The 16657-nt window shown below is 68.5% G+C and carries 11 protein-coding genes; 4 read left to right on the top strand and 7 right to left on the bottom strand.

The window, feature by feature from the left end; genetic code table 11:
- Complete coding sequence (locus tag ACWEQQ_RS03315) at positions 1-2307, top strand: serine/threonine-protein kinase (protein ID WP_452346964.1); 2307 nt, start codon at positions 1-3, stop codon at positions 2305-2307.
- A gap of 126 nt (positions 2308-2433) precedes the next feature.
- Here ACWEQQ_RS03315 and ACWEQQ_RS03310 read toward each other — a convergent pair whose 3' ends face one another.
- From ACWEQQ_RS03310 to ACWEQQ_RS03290, 5 genes are all read right to left on the bottom strand, one after another.
- Positions 2434-2736, bottom strand: coding sequence for a WXG100 family type VII secretion target (locus ACWEQQ_RS03310; RefSeq protein ID WP_354830360.1), 303 nt, complete (start codon positions 2734-2736; stop codon positions 2434-2436).
- A 48-nt stretch (positions 2737-2784) separates the two neighbouring features.
- Complete coding sequence (locus tag ACWEQQ_RS03305; protein ID WP_452346963.1) at positions 2785-3114, bottom strand: WXG100 family type VII secretion target; 330 nt, start codon at positions 3112-3114, stop codon at positions 2785-2787.
- A gap of 99 nt (positions 3115-3213) precedes the next feature.
- Complete coding sequence (locus ACWEQQ_RS03300) at positions 3214-4416, bottom strand: DUF7373 family lipoprotein (RefSeq protein WP_452346962.1); 1203 nt, start codon at positions 4414-4416, stop codon at positions 3214-3216.
- 37 nt (positions 4417-4453) lie between these two features.
- The gene (locus ACWEQQ_RS03295) at positions 4454-5680 is read right to left on the bottom strand and encodes a DUF7373 family lipoprotein (protein WP_452346961.1); all 1227 of its coding nucleotides are present in this window, start codon (positions 5678-5680) and stop codon (positions 4454-4456) included.
- 49 nt (positions 5681-5729) lie between these two features.
- A complete protein-coding gene (locus ACWEQQ_RS03290; RefSeq protein WP_452346960.1) occupies positions 5730-7310 on the bottom strand; it encodes a serine/threonine-protein kinase in 1581 nt (526 codons plus the stop codon).
- 279 nt (positions 7311-7589) lie between these two features.
- Here ACWEQQ_RS03290 and ACWEQQ_RS03285 point away from each other — a divergent pair, with 279 nt between their 5' ends.
- On the top strand, positions 7590-8933 hold the full coding sequence (locus ACWEQQ_RS03285; RefSeq protein WP_452346959.1) for an FHA domain-containing protein: 1344 nt from the start codon (positions 7590-7592) through the stop codon (positions 8931-8933).
- A gap of 167 nt (positions 8934-9100) precedes the next feature.
- Here ACWEQQ_RS03285 and ACWEQQ_RS03280 read toward each other — a convergent pair whose 3' ends face one another.
- Entirely contained in the window at positions 9101-10540 is a 1440-nt protein-coding gene (locus tag ACWEQQ_RS03280) for a metallopeptidase (protein ID WP_452347086.1), read from the bottom strand.
- Between the two features lie 148 nt (positions 10541-10688).
- Between ACWEQQ_RS03280 and ACWEQQ_RS03275 the strand changes: the two genes are divergently transcribed.
- Both ACWEQQ_RS03275 and ACWEQQ_RS03270 read left to right on the top strand, forming a co-directional pair.
- On the top strand, positions 10689-13418 hold the full coding sequence (locus ACWEQQ_RS03275; RefSeq protein ID WP_452346958.1) for an ATP-binding cassette domain-containing protein: 2730 nt from the start codon (positions 10689-10691) through the stop codon (positions 13416-13418).
- A 79-nt stretch (positions 13419-13497) separates the two neighbouring features.
- Positions 13498-16017 (top strand): hypothetical protein, encoded by a 2520-nt coding sequence (locus ACWEQQ_RS03270; RefSeq protein WP_452346957.1) that lies wholly within the window; start codon positions 13498-13500, stop codon positions 16015-16017.
- On the opposite strand, the gene ACWEQQ_RS03265 is transcribed toward ACWEQQ_RS03270, so the two are convergent.
- Positions 15934-16563, bottom strand: coding sequence for a hypothetical protein (locus ACWEQQ_RS03265; RefSeq protein WP_452346956.1), 630 nt, complete (start codon positions 16561-16563; stop codon positions 15934-15936). The genes ACWEQQ_RS03270 and ACWEQQ_RS03265 overlap by 84 nt on opposite strands.
- Positions 16564-16657: the final 94 nt, after the last annotated feature.

Here is a 16657-nt window from a genome sequence, read left to right as displayed (position 1 = left end):
TTGAACACGAGGTGGTTCCATCGCTATGGTCCGCACAACGTGATAAACGTCGGCTGCGACAGTCCGGAAAACGCCGCACTGTTGATAGCGGGGGTCATCGACCGATTCGCTTCCGCTTGGAGGGAGCGGGGTGCGCCGCCGGATCCACACGCATTCCTCGGGGAGAGCGGTGGATATCGTCGAATTCTGCTGATCGAACTCATCAAAGTCGACCTCGACTACCGTTGGGTCCACTATAGATTTCCGAAACGGCTGGCCGACTACCAAGCCGAGTATCCCGAGCTGAATACGGCTCCGCTGCCACCCGATCTCGTTTACGAGGAGATTCACGCTCGCCTCAAAGGCGGCGACGCACCGGATCCGGACGAGTACAGCGCGAACCCCTCTTTGCAGGCGACTCGACTGACGCCGAATCTCGCGGAACCCGAATATCACAGCACTCTGATCGTGCAGCCGGGCATTCTCGACGCGCTCGAGGAATTCGAATCGGGCGGCCGAATCGACGATTTCGACTTGCTGATGAGATTGGGCAGCGGCGCGTTTGCCCGCGTTTTCCTCGCGAGGCAGCGGTCTTTGCAGCGGTTCGTGGCCGTGAAGATCTCACGCAATCATGGCAGGGAGCCGGAAACTCTGGCCCAGCTCGACCACGACTACATCGTCCGGGTATTCGATCAACGAATCCTCCACGACGGTGCCCTGAAACTCATGTACATGCAGTTCCTGCCGGGAGGCACGCTTCTCGACGTGCTGCGCCACATAGAGGCCACGCCGCCCGAGCAGCGGAGCGGCCGACTATTGCTGGAGGCAATCGACGGCACGCTATCGCGCCGGGGCATCGTCGAGCCGGCGGAATCCCCCCTCCGGCGTGAGATAGCAGAACTGAGTTGGCCGGACACTGTCGCATGGCTCGGGGTTCGACTCGCGAGCGCGATCGACTACGCACACCGCTGCGGCATTCTCCATCGCGACCTGAAGCCCGCGAACATCCTGTTGACCGCCGAGGGCATCCCCAAGCTTGCGGACTTCAATATCAGCTTCAGCCGGCACATCGCGGGAGCCAGCCCGCTCGCCTATTTCGGCGGTTCGTTGGACTATATGTCCCCTGAGCAGCTGCAGGCGTGTCATCCCGATATGTCGACGACTCCTGCCGACATCGACACCCGCAGCGATCTGTATTCGCTTGCGGTCGTGTTGTTCGAACTGCTGACCGGTCGTCGACCATGCAGTGACCCACCCGACGCCGGGCTCTCGGCGACATCGCTGGAGCAGATGATCGCGGTTCGCAGACGTGCCATCACCGGCGAGGTCCTGGCGGGCATCCCCTCGGATTGCCCGGCCGTACTGCGCCACACCCTGCTGAGGTGCCTTTCGCCACAGCCGGGCGATCGCTATCCCTCCGGAGCCGGACTCGCGCGTCAGCTCGAGCTCTGCCTCGATCCACGCGCCCGCGACCTGGTCGATCCGCCACCGGGTACGTGGCGCTCGAGGCTCGCCCCCTGGGTTCTGATCGCGCCCGTCGTGTTGTTCGTGGCCGGCGACGCGATGGGCATGCTGTACGACTTCTTCCACAACTCGCCGATTCTCAACAAGTACCTGTCATCGACGCAGTGGGACTACCTGCGAAACGTCGCCTGGATCATCATTCTGGTTATCATGCCGCCCGCGACCGGCCTGTATCTGTTCACCTGCCGGTACGCGATCCGAGTTCCGCACGGGCTGCGCCGGGGCAGGCAGTACGACTGTGCGACCATCGTTCGCGCGAGAGTGGACCTGCTTCGGCTCGGCGACCGGGTCGCCCTCATGACTCTGGGCGGCTGGGTACTCGGAGCCGTTGTCGCGACCGTCGCCGTCGCCGGGCTTTCAACACTGCGGCCGTCATTGATCGCGCATCTCGTTCTCGCGAACATGCTCGGCGGTCTGGTGGCCGTCAGCTACACCTTCCTGTTCTTGACCTTCTACCTGGTCAGGTGTGTTTATCCGCCGCTGCTGCTGCGCAGCGACATCACGGCCGCCGACGTGCGCCAGCTCCGCGCTCTGTCCCGTCGTTGCCCGAGCTACCTCGCGATCGCGTTTTCGATCCCGCTCCTGAGCGTCTTCTTCGGGTTGACCTTTGTCGATTCGGCCGACGCGGTAGCTGTTATCGGTCCGATTCGGTGGTTGAGCGCGGGTGCGGTGCTCGGCTCATTGGGTTCGTATCTGCTCTTCCGTCGGTTGGAGGGCGACTTGTCTGCACTCACCCGAGTGGTGGAACGTTTCTGGTTCGACAGTTCTGAGCGCCATGACAGCGAGTCGGCCCAAAGGTTCTGAGGGAAAGGCCTTTTCAGTTTCAGAACCCCAGCGCGAATGCGTTCGGATGGCACACGGTGGAACCCGGCAGGCGGCCCGTTGCGCGGGCCGACTGCCGGGTTCCGCAACCGGAAATCAGCAGGCGGGTCAGAACAGGCCGGCCAGGGCGGTGTCCTTGGCCTGGAGTTCGGCGTTGCCGGTGCGGACCAGGGTGGCCGCACCGTTGAGGGTGGTGTTGAGCTGGAGGACGTGCTGGTTCCACGTGCGCTGGAGGTCGGCGAACGCGTCGTTGGCGTCACCCTTCCAGTTGTTCTGGACGAACTCCTCCACGCTGCGGTGGAAGGCCTCGAGTTGGTCGCGGATGACCTCCGCGCGGCGGATGATCGAGTTCGCGCCGTCGGCGACGCCCTCGAAATGGGCGGAGATGATCCGGCCGTCTACTGCTGCCATGGTGAATTCCTTTGCCACTGGTCCGAATAGAGGGGAAGACCGAATCGGCTAGACAGCCGGGAGGTCCAGGCTGGAGATCTGCGCGTTGACCTTGGATTCGTAATCCTTGTCGTGCTCTTCGTAGTTGGAGCCGACCTTGATCAGCGTCTCGGCGGTGTGCACCAGCTTGTCGTTGAGCTTGTCGGCCTGGAAGTAGTACCGCTGCATGAACGCATTGAAGGCGTCGGCCGCGCCGCCCCTCCAGTTCGCACCGGCGACCATGCTGTCCTCATCGCGCTTCAGATTGGCGATGGCATGCATCAGCATGTCGTGTGTCTGCTGGAACTCCTGGGCCTTGGCCTGAATGAGCTCATTGCTGGCTTCGAATGCACCGGCCACGGTGTCTCCTCTCGATTCGCGGGCGGACGACCTCTCAGTGCTATTGGACGTAGGTCACGACCCGCCGGTTCCACCCGGCTCAGCTCGCCACCGAACCGGCTACCAGGTGCTGTTCGCCAGCAAGGCGTACTGGGCGGCCGCCCGCTGATGGGCGTCGGCGAGCTGATTCGACTCGACCGCACCCGTGTAGCGGCGGTAGCTGACCATGCACCGGAAGCGCTTGGCGCCACTGTTCCGGTTCTGGTCGCTGGTCTCTCCGCATTTCGCGTTCGGCACCCCGGCGGGCGCGTCCGCGACGGCGGAATAGCCGTGCGCGAGAATGGCCCCGGACAGCCGCTCGGCGGCCTGCGCGTCCCGCGCGCGGAAGAGCATGCTGACGCCGTCGTAGGACGCACCGGAGGTGGTGAATCGATCCATGCCGCTGTCGGCGACCAGCCGCCCCCAGAAGTCCTGGTCCCTCACCCGATTCAGGAATCCACGCGGTTCGGCGACCGCCTGGTTGGCGAAGTCGGGTGCGAGATAGACCTGTGTGGCAAGAGTCCGTCGCAGCATGCCGTCCGCGTCGAAGGGCAGCCGCAGGACGCCCTCGCGGTCCAGGGGCGGCAGCGAATCCAGCAGTGGCAGTTGGGCGTCGTAGACCTTTTCGGCGAGGTCCGTCAATTTCGACAGGTCCGGGTCGTTCACCCCGAGATAGGTGTCCACGACATAGCTGCCGTGCGCCAGGGTCGACCCGATACTGGCCACGCCGGGACGCCAATGACTGTGGGCATCAGGGTATTTCGAGAGCGACACGTGCTGATTCACCTCGGCCGCCACTCCGAAATCGGCATTCTCCAAGTCCGCGGCGGCCTTCGATGCCGCCGCGGCATCGGGGAATTGCATCACCGTCACCGTGGTGAACGCGCTGTCGTCGGGGGTCTTGCCGTACTTGTCCGGCTGTTTCACGCTGTGCCCCACCGCGACGCCGAACATCATCTTGGCGGCGTCGAGGATGGGCGCGGTGACCTTGGCCAGTACGGCGGTCGCGCCGTCCGAATCCTTGAAAGGCTGAACGCCGGTGCTGTACTTGAATTCCGGATCGACGTCCGCGGCATTGACCACGTGGTCGGCCAGTCGCTGCTCGGCCAGTTCGAAACCCTTGGTCATGTCGGGGGAGTACTCGTAGCGCAACTCCAGCGGATCGGTGGAGTACTCTCCGACATCCAGCGTGCGGACGTCGATTTCCCCGGGACGGGCGCTGCCCTGGACGGTCGGGCCGCACCCCGCCACCGCGGCGACGGTGAACGTGAGCAGGGCGGTCACTCGAAGTTTGTGCGAGAGCATGGTTTTCCGTTCCCCCTCAGTGTTCCGCATTGACCAGCAGGGCGTACTGCGCCGAGATGCGCTGCTGGGCATCGAGGAGCTGGTTCGCCGAAACCTCGGCGGCGAAGCGACCGTGCCTGACGTAGCAGTAGTGGGAGATCGCCAACTTATCGGGACCGGTGTACTTGCGGCACTGGGCATTCGGCAGGTTCGCCGGAGATTCGGCCGGCCGGAAGGTGCGTGAGGTCTCGCTGCGCGCGGCGACGATCGCATCGGCGCCCACGGCGTCGCGGGCGCGGAAGACGGTGCCGCCGTTGAACGCCACCCGGTCGACACCCGCCTTGTCGAACAGTGCCGCGTTGTCGTCGCCGGGGAACAGTTGCAGTCCGCCGTGTCGGTCGTAGACGCCCGGAATGCCGCGCTCGGATTGATCGTCGGACACCGTCGGCAGTGTGCGCCCGAGGACTCCGTCCATATCGACCGGCTGTTCGGTCAGCTGGTCCTGGGGAATGACCGGGAACTTGGCGAGGGCGGGCGGGATGGCGTCGAGGCCGAGCTGCGCCCGGGCAATGAGCTTGGCCGGATCGCTCACCCCGGTCTGGGCCATCACGTCGTCCCAGACGTAGGTGAAGAGGACGAATCTGCCTGTGGCATACCAGGATCGGACGGTGGCGTTGAAGTCGTACTGGGTGTCGAGGTAGACGAACGCGTCCGGATACTTGTCGATCCGCAAGCGCTGGCTGCCCGGGACGGCATCGAAATCGGCCTGGCCCAGGGCCCGGGCGGCGGCGCTCGCCGCGGCGTCGTCGGTGAACAGCAGCACGACGTTCGAGTACTCGTAGGCCAGAGTGGCCTGTTCGCCGGAGTCGCCGGTGGTGACGAAGCCCGAAATGAACCCCGGGGCTGCGGCCTTCAGCGCATCGGCTTTGGCGTTGGTGCGCAGTTTCATGGCGCCCGAACCGAAATCGATGAACGGGCGGATAGCGCCGTTCACCGCTGCTGCCGGGAACCTGACCTGTGGATCCACCTCGGACGGCAGGGGAATGTAGTTGGCCAGCCGCTCGGCCTGCACGGCGCGCGCCAGGTCGGGGTCGGTCGCCTTGTCGTAGTGCTTGGGCTGGGTGGGCAGATTGCCGGTGTCGAGCTTGCTCAGGTCGATCACCGGTTCGGCGGGCGCCGCTTCGGTATCCGAGCCGCAGGCGGCTGTCACCACCGCCGATACCACCAGGGCGACGGCCACGGCCGCCCGTCTCACCGTGCGCATGCTTCCCCCTCCATCAACAACAATCGGTACGAACTATCGGTCGTAACCGCTACTTGATTCTGTTGTGCAGCACCGGAACCAGCTTGTTGACCAGGGTCTGCGTGGAATCCGGGCTCCAGCCGCGCAGCGCGGCCACCGCAGCCGGATCGTCGAGCGGGACGACGATGGCGCGCGAGCTGGTGATCTCGCTCGGCAGGCCGAGCAGCCCACCGCCACCGGCCTTTTCGTCGCTGCGCACCGCGATGATGTAGGAATCGTCGGGCACGGTCAGCGACCCGTAGCCATCGGAGGGGCGGGGAGAGGTTTCCTCGCCCTTGGGCTGGTACTCGTTGTTGTAGACGAAGCCGAGGCTCTCCAGGAACTTCGCCTGCGGGGTGCCGGCCAGGTAGATGCTGTATTTGGTGTTGAACTGCGCACCGGTCACGTCGACCATGGTGACGGTCTTGCCCGCGAAGGCGGGATTGTCCTTGCGCGCCTTGTCCACCGGGCTCAGATTGGGATCCACCGTGGTGGTTGCCGAGGCTCCGGCGCTGGAAGCCGGTGTGGCGGAGTTGGTCTCGCCGCCGACGGCCACGATCGCGATGCCCACGGCCAGCGCGACAGCCACCACCGCCGCGCCGATCCCGATGTAGAGCCGGTTGCGGTTGCGCGGAGCCGGCCCGGTCTCGGTCGGCTCGGACGCGGAAAGCGGTATGCCGCCTGTGGTTTCGCCGCCGGACAGCGGCATGCTCGGCGGTGCGACCTGGATCGGATAGGTCGGCGAGGTGGTGGTCGACACCGGGTTGTAGCCGGGCACCAGTGCGGCCGTGGCGGCGTCGGTGAACTCGCGGCAGGAGTTGAAACGCTCGGCCGGGTTCTTCGCCATGACCCGCGCGAAGACCTCGTCCAGCGTCGCGGGCAGGTGCGGGTCGACGTCGGTGGCGCGCGGCGGCGGCTCGTGCAGGTGGCCCATCATGACCAGCGCCGGTTGCGTTGCGGGATAAGGGTTCCGGCCGGTCAGCAGCTTGAAGAAGGAGCAGCCGAGGCTGTAGATGTCGGCGCGGTGGTCCAGCGGCCGGCCGGAGAGCTGTTCCGGCGGCGCGTAGGCGATGGTGGCCACGAAGCTGCCGGTCTGGGTGAGCTCGGTGGTGTCCTCGGTCGACTTGGCGACGCCGAAGTCGGCGAGCAGGGCGCGCTCGTCCTCGCCGTCGACGCTGGAGAGCAGGAAGTTGGCGGGCTTCACATCGCGGTGCAGCAGGCCGCGGCGGTGCGCGTAGTCCAGGCCGCGGCCGATCTGGGTGACGATGGACAGCGCGCGCAGCGGCGGCACCGCGGCCGGATCACGCTTGAGCTCGGCCGAGGCGTCGGTGCCCTCGACATACTGCATGGCGATCCACAGCCGGCCGTTCTCCTCGCCGCGATTGTGGACCGAGACGATATTCGGGTGGTCCATGCCCGCAACCACATTCGCCTCGCGTTCGAAGCGGCCGCGGAACTCGTCGTTGGCGGTCAGATCGGAGGAGAGCACCTTGAGCGCGTCCATGCGCGGCAGTTCGGGATGTTTGGCCAGGTAAACCGTGCCCATGCCGCCGGAGCCGAGCACGCGGACGATCCGATACCCGCCGACGATGGTGCCTGGACTCATCGCCATTCCGCCTCCCCGTGACTGCCGCTCCGCCTCCCCGCACGGCGGGCGGCTGAGAGCCGTGGGCCGTAGTGCACCCGTGCCGGCGGCCCGGTGCCGCACCGATTTCGGACGTACCCGGGGAGTTACCCCCATCGGTACGAGATCATCGGTCACTTTGGCATACGAAGACTCGTCAGTCGAATGGACCGGGGATGGGCGAGCGGGTGGTCCGGGGGCGGCACGTAACCTGGGGGCTGTGTCGAACAACTCCTCTGACGTGCTCCTCGGGGGTCGGTTCCCTTGATGGATCGGCAGGTCGAGGTGGTCGCGGGCGGCCATGTGGTGAGCCGGGTCGCGGGTGCGGTCATCCTGGTGGCGCATCGGGAGCCGGGGGCGCTCACGCCCGGATCGCGCGCCGTGGTGGTGGCGCGGGCGCTGGGCGAACTGGTCGCGGACGCGACGGATCAGGTCCCGGACGGGCCGGGCCGGCTGGTCGCGCGGCACGCCACCCGCTGGCTGATGAAGGAGGCCGAGCGCATTTCGCCCGGCGCGCCCATCGAATTCGGCATTCTGACCGCCGCCGACACCGGTGGCCTGGCGATCTTCCTGCACGGATCGGTGACGGCGCTGCTGGCCGGGTCCGCGGTCGAGTACTACCGCGGCAGTGATGCCGCCTTCACCGTGGACCGGGTGGCCGAACGGCCCGCGCGGGCAGCCGCCCTGTTCATCGACGGTAACCGGCCGCCGGAGCTGCCCGGGCGCGGAATCGGTTCGCTCATCGAGGGTCTCGCGCCGGCGGCGGGCGCGGTGGTGTGGTTCGAGGGCGAGCCGGTGGTGTCGCGACGGCCCGGGCGCCCGGGCGGGGCGCGGCATCGGGTCGTGGAACCGCCGCCGCCGACCGCGGCGTTCGACGCGGAGCGGGATCCGCAGCCGGAAGCGCTTCCCCTGGACCCCAACCTGATTCCGACCCGCACCTCCAATCGCATTCCGGCGAGCCTGGACCCGGAACCCGGACCCGCCCAGGATGATCCGGACACCGAGGGCATCGACCTGCACCACGCGCCGACCGAGATGGGCGGCGCCCGGGAGGCGAACGGCACCAACCCCGCGCCCAAACCCGACCCGGACCTGCAGCGCCGCCTGGAGGCCACCGCCAAGGCCACCGCGCTCACCGTGAAGGTGCTCGGATTCAAGTGCGCACGTGCGCATCCCAGCGATCCGCGGGCGGCCTTCTGCACCGTGTGCGGCATGCCCGTGGATCAGACCCAGCAGCCCGCCGAGGTGATCCGGCCGCCGCTGGGCATGCTGGTGCTCGACGACGGCATGACCTACATGGTGGCCGCCGATGCCGTGGTCGGCCGCGACCCCGAGCACTCCGATCCGGTGCGAGCGGGCCTGCTGCCCTTGCGAATCGACGACAACTCCGGCGGCATGTCCCGCGTCCACGCCGAGATCCGCCTGGTGAACTGGGACATCACCCTCGTCGACCACGGCTCCACCAACGGCAGCCGGGTCCGCCCGCAGGGCTACCGGGATTGGATTCGGCTGCAACCGAATCAGCCCTTCACCCTCGCCGCCGGCACCGAAATCATGCTCGGCAACCGGGTGCTGCGGCTGGAGCCAGTTGCGCCCCCGCCGTTCGGATGATGAGTTTTCGGATCAGACCGTGACAACTGATTTCGCGCCGTCCGGGTAACTCCCCGGGTACGCCCAAAATCGGTTCGACAACCGACCGCCGGCACGGGTGCATGACCGTCCACGGCACTCGGCCGTCCGCCGCGCGGGGAGGCGGAGCGGCAGTCGCGGGGAGGCGGCTATGTGTAACGGGAGTAGCAGGTGTCCTGGGTGCCGAGGACACCGGCGCGGAAGGCGTCGACTCGGGAGAAGCCGCTGGGTACCGTCTTGCCGTCGGTGTCGCTGGCGGCCAGGCCGTCGGAGAGCAGGCCGGAGACCGCCTCGTCGAGATCGCCCGCCGACAGCGAGATGTCGCCCTGGGACTTGCTTCGGTTGGGGTCGGCCAGCTTTCCGGAGATCACGCCCGACAGGCAGGCCGCGCGCAGGCCGGTCTTCGCCCCCTTCAGCGGCAGTCCCGCGGCATGCTGCACGGCCAGGGTGTAGCGCGAGATGAAGACGATGTAGGCGGTGAAATCGCCGGTCACATCGGCGGGCAGGGCGTCCTGGTCGTCGGCGTTGGAGACGCCGCGATCGTGCAGCGCGGGCACGTCGGTGCCGATCAGGTTGGTGGCGGGGCAGTAGGTGACCGGGACGGTGTCGGCGCCGTTGCGGCAGTTCAGTTTTGCCGAGTCGTAGCCGTACTTGGGCTCGTCCGCGATCGGCATGATGGCCGCCATGGCCTTGGCCAGCTCCTGGAGGTTGGCCTTGTTCACGTCGGACTGGCCGTGCCCGGAGTCGTTGCCCAGGGTCTGCGGCAGATCGCCGCGGCGGCGGTCGATCTCGTTCTGGTCGATGGCCTTGCAGCCCTTGGGCCCGTCGGTGAAACCGATCTGCACCGCGGTCACCCGCTCGAACGCCGAACCGTGCACGTTCTGCGGATCGTCCGGGTCTGCGTCGCGGAAGGCGACGGTGGCGGCCAGCACCGCGTTCAACCCGTCGGAGGTGTTGATGGTGAAGTGCTTGGCCTTCCCCTCGGCCACATTCCGGATGAACGCCCCCGCGAAGCAGTCCGCCTGCTGCTCCTTGACGATGGTCGGGGTGCGGCGGCCGACGAGCTTGGCCATCTCCTGGATGGCGTGCCCGTACTCGTGGGCCAGCACCATCACCACCGACATCTTCCCGAACTCGCCGGCCACCGCGGGCAGCAGCACCCCGCGATCCCAGCCGACGGATCCGTCCAGGCGGCAGTAGGCGGCATTGACGAGCCGGTAGCTCGACTCCCCGCAGAACTGCCCGGCCTGCGAGCGCGGCGTCTTGGCGCTCCACGAGATGAACTTGCCGACCGGGCTGAAGGCGCCGCTGAACTCCAGCGGGAACTCGCCCCGCCAGTAGGTCTGGATATCGTCGAGCGCGTTGAGAACCAGGTGGTCGACCTGGCCGCCGTCGGAATCCTGTGCGGTCAGCGTCGAATCCGGGGCGCCCGCGCGCGGACCGCTGGGGCCGCTGGTGGTGGGCAGACCGGCCACCTTGAACGGGTCGTCGTAGATGGAAACCGCCCGACCGTGAACAGTTCGTGTACATCCGGACAAGAGCGCGACCGCGAGCACCAGTACCCCCGCCACCACGACCACGCGGCGAATCCCCCCGGACCGGCGCGTGCGCACCGCCTCCCCCTGGCGTCTCGCCACGTGCACTCCCTCGCAGGCTGATTCGATCTCTGTCCCGTTATCGGGCCTGCGGCCGATGAGCGCAACGCCGGACTTCGGGGGCTTCGCTTATTATCCAGCCATGTCTTCACCGGGGGCGCAGCAGATCACCGTGCGTCATGAAGGAACCGAACGGGTCTTCGACGCGACCCAGCAGATCACCATGGGCAGGGCGCCGGAGGTGACGCTGTTCGTCGACAGCCCGCTGGTGTCCCGGGTGCACGCGACCCTCAGCTACGAGGCCGGGTCGTGGATGCTCAGCGACAATGGCAGCACCAACGGCGTCTTCGTGGACGCCCGCCGCCTGACCACGCCACTGGTCATCAACCGGCCCACCCAGGTGCGGCTCGGCGATGCCATCACCGGGCCGCTGCTGCACCTGCTGCCGCAGACCAGCCGGGGCGGTGGCACGCCGCCGCCGCAGCAGCGTCCGGGCATGATGCCGCCGCCGAACCGGCCGCCGTCGCGGCCGATGCCGCAGGCGGGGCAGCCGCAGCAGGCCCAGCAGCCGCCGGTGCAGCCCTTCGCGCAGCGCCCGCCGGTGCAGCAGCGGCCCAATCCCCAGCAGGCCTGGCCCAACCCGGCCCAGGCCAACCCGAATCTCGCGCAGCGGCCGCCGGTGCACCGGCCCGCGTCCGGGCCGCAGCATCAACTGCCGCACCCGGCACCGCACCAGCAGCCGAATCCCCTGCAGCAGCGGCAGACTCCGCCTCCCGGCACCGCGGCGACGCCGAATGTGCCGCGCCCGCCGGTGCATACGCCGCCCCCGGCCGCCGCCGACAACATCAATATGACCACCAAGGCGGACACCTCCGCGCTGCCGCCGATCCGCGCCCGCGCCTCCACTGCGGCCATCGCGCGCGCCGACCGGATTCCGCGCGACGGCCTCGACATCGGCCGCACCAGCGACAACCAGATCGTGGTCAACGACCCGATGGCCTCGCGCCGGCACGCCCGCCTGGTGCCGGACCGGCAGGGCCTGGCCATCGAGGACCTGGGCTCGGCCAACGGCACCTTCGTCAACGGCCGCCGCGAACAGCGGGCGCTGCTGCGTGAACGCGACATCGTCACCATCGGTAACATCGACTTCGTCGTGCAGGAGGGCACGCTGGTCCATCGCCAGCGGCCGGTCGCCGAGCAGGGCCTGCACGTGCACGGCGTCTCGTTCACCGTCGAGGGCAACAAGCAGCTGCTCATCGACGTGAACATGCAGGCCGGGCGCGGCTCGCTGACCGCGATGATCGGCCCCTCCGGCGCGGGCAAGTCGACCCTGTCGAAACTCATTGCGGGAACGACGCATCCGTCCGCGGGTGTGGTCACCTTCGAGGGCCGCAACCTGCACGCCGAGTACGAAGCATTGCGCTCCCGTATCGGCATGGTGCCGCAGGACGACGTGCTGCACCGGCAGCTGACGGTCAAGCAGGCGCTCAACTTCGCTGCCCAGCTGCGCCTGCCCCCGGACACCAGCAAGGCCGATCGCCAGCAGGTGATCGCCGATGTGCTGAAGGAACTTTCGCTCACCCAGCACGCCGACACCCGCGTGGACCGGCTCTCCGGCGGTCAGCGCAAACGCGCCTCGGTGGCCATGGAGCTGCTCACCGGTCCCTCGCTGCTGATCCTGGACGAGCCCACCTCGGGCCTGGACCCGGCGCTGGACCGCCAGGTCATGACCATGCTGCGGGAACTGGCCGATGCCGGGCGCACCGTCATCGTGGTCACCCACTCGGTGGCCTGCCTGGACATGTGCGATCAGGTGCTGCTGCTCGCGCCCGGCGGCAAGACCGCCTTCTGCGGGCACCCGGGCAGTGTCGGCCACGTCATGGGCACCAGCGACTGGGCCGAGATCTTCGGCCGCGTCGCCGCCGATCCGGACGGGGCCTTCGCGAATTTCCGCTCCCGCCAAGCGTTCGCGGAGCCGCCCGCGCCGGTCAAACCGGTGGAACGGGCGAAGGCGCCGAAATCCAGTCCGCTCAAACAGTTCTCCACGCTGTCGCGGCGGCAGCTGCGGCTCATCTTCGCCGACCGCGGGTATCTGGCGTTCCTCGCGATCCTGCCGTTCGTGCTGGGCGGTCTGTCGCTGGTCGTGCAGGGCAAGAGCGGATTCGAGTCCGTCGGCTTCGTGCAGGCGCCCGACGGCAGTTTCGTGCGCGCCAACAATGGCGAGGCCCAGCAGCTGCTGGTGGTGCTCATCCTGGGCGCCTGCTTCATGGGCGCCACGCTCACGGTGCGTGACCTGGTCGGCGAGCGGGCCATCTACTACCGGGAGCGTGCGGTCGGATTGCGTTCCGGCGCATACCTGATGTCGAAGGTCGTGGTCTTCAGCCTTGCGGCACTGCTGCAGTCGGCCGTGATGATCGGCATCGTGCTGGCGGTGAAGAAGCCGCCGAGCAAGGGCGCGGTGATTCCCTACGGCCCGGCGGAGCTCTATCTCGATGTCGCCCTCACCGCGGTGACCTGTGTGGTGCTGGGTCTGGCGCTGTCCGCGCTGGCCAAGTCCAACGAGCAGGTGATGCCGCTGCTGGTGGTGATCATCATGGCGCAGCTGGTGATGGCGGGCGGCATGATCCCGGTGACGGGCCGCGTTGTGCTGGACCAGCTTTCCTGGCTGTTCCCCTCGCGCTGGGGCTATTCCGCGGGGGCGTCCACGGTCGATCTGCCCAATCTGTCGGCCTCGGCGGCGGCGCAGCAGGACCACTTCTGGAAGCACACCGTCGGCGCGTGGGCACTGGATGTCTCCGTGCTCGGCGTGATCGCCGTGCTGCTCGCCCTGTTCACCTGGTCGCGCCTGCGCTTGAAGAAGTCGGCTGCGTGATCGGCCATTCGCGCAGGCGGGGGTGCGAAGTGTGGATTCGGTCGCGCGCGCTGCGAAGCGAGCAGGCAGACTGATGACTGTGACGGCTCGAGTTGGGGCAGTGCATCTCGGCTGGGACGTGGTGTCGGTGGCCGCCGGTGGCGGCGGTTCGCCCATTCGCCCGGTCCAGGTCGAAAGCTCATACACACCGCCCGCATACCTGCTGGCGGATTCGTCCGGCCGGCTGCACACCGCCGGCGTGGACCGGCGTCCCGACGTCGGCATCGCCATCTCCGATGTGCGCGACATCATCGGGCACCCGCAGATCGTGGTGGCCGGGGCGACCTGGCCGGCCGAGCTGGTCTTCCGGGCCCGCATGCACAATCCGCTCGCGTCCATCGTCGAGCACCTGGGCGGTGCGCCGGATGTGCTCGCGCTGCCCTTCCCCGACGAATGGCCCGACCCCAAGGTCGACGAATTCGTGCGCCTGGTAGAGCAACTCGGCGTGCCCGCCGAGCCGCTGCCGGAATCGGTCGCGCTCTCCGGCTATGTCCGCGCGCTCGGTCTGGTGCGCGCGCCCGGTCGCGGTCCGGCGGTCGGCGCGGTCGGCGTCTACTCCGACGGCCGCGAATGCCTGGTCGTCGCCGTCCACGGCAATGACGATCAGCCCACCGAGTCGGTCAGCGTCGCCATCACCGCCGAGGCGCTGCACGAGGCCCACGCCGCCGACAATGTGGTCATCGAGGTGATGGCCGCGGCCCGCGCCATCAATGCCGACACCTCGACGGTGCTGCTCACCGGCAATGTGTGCTTCAACGACGCACTGCGCCTGGCCTTTCAGAACCATCTCGGCCACCGCTTCCAGGTCGCCGACCACCCGATGCACGCCCTGGTCCTGGGCGCGACCCATCTGCTGGTCGCCGACAGCGAGGGCGACCCGGCCTACGACCGGCCCGCTGCCCCCGCGCCGGAGCCGGCGGGCGCCGATGCGCGCCCGATCGAGCAGGGTCCGCGTCATGTCACCGGCGGCCTGGCCGCCGGGCAGCCACTGCGGCGTCAGCCCGAGCCGCTGGCCCATCAGCCGGAATTGATTCCCCGGCACATGGATTCGCCGCCCGCACCCGAATCCGGCGCGCAGCGACCGGATTCCGCGCGCGGCACCGGCCCGCAGCCTACGGTCGATCCCACCGCCGCGCCGGATCATTCGGGTGCCGACCCGGCGGGTGCGACCGTCCGCCTCACTGCCGAGGAGGCCGCGGCAATGACCGCCGCCGCCCAGGCGAAGCAGGCAGCCGGGACCGGTCCACAGGCCGTCGCCGATCCCGCGGCAGCGGGACTCACCACGCGAATCACCGCGCAGGAGGCTGCATCTCAGAGCGGTGGCGCGGGCACGCCGACCGGACCCGGCGGCCTGACCCAGCGAATGACGGCCGAGGAGGTCGCGCGGCTCACCGCGCAGGCAGCGGGCCAGTCGCCGAGTGGCGATGCGGGCCAAGGGGTTCCCCGTGGCACCGAGAATCCGAGCACCGGGCCGCAGCCGGTGGCCGGCGGCCGCGGCACGCTGCCGCCCGGGCTGGAGGGCGTGGGTGGCCGGTTCATGCGGCCGCCCGGGTCGCCGGCCGATGATCAGCTGACCACGGTCATGGGCCAGGGCGGCGCCGGGGCCGGCTCGGGTGCCGGAGGCGTGCAACAGGGTTCGGGCGGTGCGCCCGCCGGACCGTACGGCTCCGGCGGTGGCGGTTACGGGCCGGCCGGCGGCTACGGCCAGGCGGCCGGGCAGCCGGGCTACGGCCAGCCCGCCGGCCAGTACGGACCCGGTGGTTCCTACGGTTCCGGTCAATCCGGACCGGGCGCCGGGTCTTCCGGCTACCCGGCCGGTGCGGGCTACGGTTCGGCGAATGCCCCGGGCTCCGATGCGGCCGCCCAGGGCGGCTACGGTCCGGGCGGCGCGCAGCCGAGTGCGGGTGGCCAGTACGCCCCGCAGCAGGGTGCCGCCGGGCAGTACGGTCAGGGCGGATACGGTTCGGGCGGCTATGGGCAGCAGGGTGGGTACAACACCGGTGGCTACCCGGTCGGTCCCTATGTGCCCGAGGGAGATTCGTCCGGTTCGGGTCGCGGGAGTTTTGCTGGATCCGGTGGAAACGCTCCTGGCCAGTCCGGCGGGATGTACGGTGGGTCGATGTCGACGGGGGCGCCTGGGGCGAATCCGCAAACGCCGGAAGATGCGGCTGGGCAGCCGGATTCGGAATCCGGCCCCGAGGGCGACCGCAAGCAGCGCAAGGGCAAGCTGTGGAACAAGATGCGCAAGCCCTTCGGCGCTCCGATCATCGTCGGCGCGGCGGCGCTGTCGCTGCTGGGTGCGCACTCTGACCAGCGGTCCGACCCGGTCGCGTCAACCACGCCCGCCGACACCGTGATTCGGGTCGGTGGCGGGACCGTGAGCCCGGTCAACGAATCCTGCGCCGTGACCCCGTTCGTGTCCGGCCTCCCGCACGCGGGCATCGCCACCGTCGGTGATCCCAGGGATCAGGACTGTCTACGCTTCGGCATCGACACGCTGCGCTACACCATTCCCGGACCCGCGCGCGGCGCTGATCCGGGCCCGCCCCTGCACATCTGATCCGTCCGCTGCGAGATCGTCGAACCGCAGCCAGTTGGTGGCGGTCAGCAGCTCGACCCGGGAGACCCGGGGCGCGGGTCCGGTGTGACCGGTCAGCGCCCAGGCGCGTTCGATGGTGAGTCGCAGCAGCCGCCGGGCCGCGTAGAACAGCAGCGCGGCCAGCGGCAGTTCGCCGATACCGGCGGAGAGCAGGGCGAACCACAGATCCGGGCTGTTCCAGTCGAGCACGATGTCGAACCAGGCATCGCAGATCAGCAGCGTCCCGGTGATCATCGCCCATGGAATGAAAACCTGCCGGCGCCGCCAGGCGTGCCAGGCGGTCATGCCGATCGCGCCGACCAGCGCGAAATCGAAGCCCACCCACGCGATGTCCCACTGGCTCACCTGCCGTTCGGAGGGCAGGCTGACCGAGAGGTACGCGATCCAGGGGATCAGGAAGACCAGACTGCCGGTCACCACGGTCAGCAGGATCCGGCGCATGGCGGCCGCATGCGGGTGCGGCGTCGCTGCTGCGCGCGAATAGGTCGGCTGGGTGCTGATCGCCATGGCGGCCTCCATTGGCAGGACGGCTGGACCAACCGTCGCGATGGTTCCCGTTCTCCTTACAATGCCCGTACCGGAGGAACCCATTCCGCTTACG

Source organism: Nocardia sp. NPDC004123 (assembly GCF_053603795.1).
The sequence above is the reverse complement of the archived record's forward strand: the minus strand, read 5'-3'. Positions and strand labels throughout refer to the sequence as shown.

What these genes read in the sequence shown, in the direction of transcription:
- ACWEQQ_RS03310 (WP_354830360.1), bottom strand. Translation starts at nt 2,736, where the DNA reads ATGGCAGCAGTAGACGGCCGGATCATCTCCGCCCATTTCGAGGGCGTC.
- ACWEQQ_RS03295 (WP_452346961.1), bottom strand. Translation starts at nt 5,680, where the DNA reads ATGCGCACGGTGAGACGGGCGGCCGTGGCCGTCGCCCTGGTGGTATCG.
- ACWEQQ_RS03290 (WP_452346960.1), bottom strand. Translation starts at nt 7,310, where the DNA reads ATGGCGATGAGTCCAGGCACCATCGTCGGCGGGTATCGGATCGTCCGC.
- ACWEQQ_RS03285 (WP_452346959.1), top strand. Translation starts at nt 7,590, where the DNA reads ATGGATCGGCAGGTCGAGGTGGTCGCGGGCGGCCATGTGGTGAGCCGG.
- ACWEQQ_RS03275 (WP_452346958.1), top strand. Translation starts at nt 10,689, where the DNA reads ATGTCTTCACCGGGGGCGCAGCAGATCACCGTGCGTCATGAAGGAACC.
- ACWEQQ_RS03265 (WP_452346956.1), bottom strand. Translation starts at nt 16,563, where the DNA reads ATGGCGATCAGCACCCAGCCGACCTATTCGCGCGCAGCAGCGACGCCG.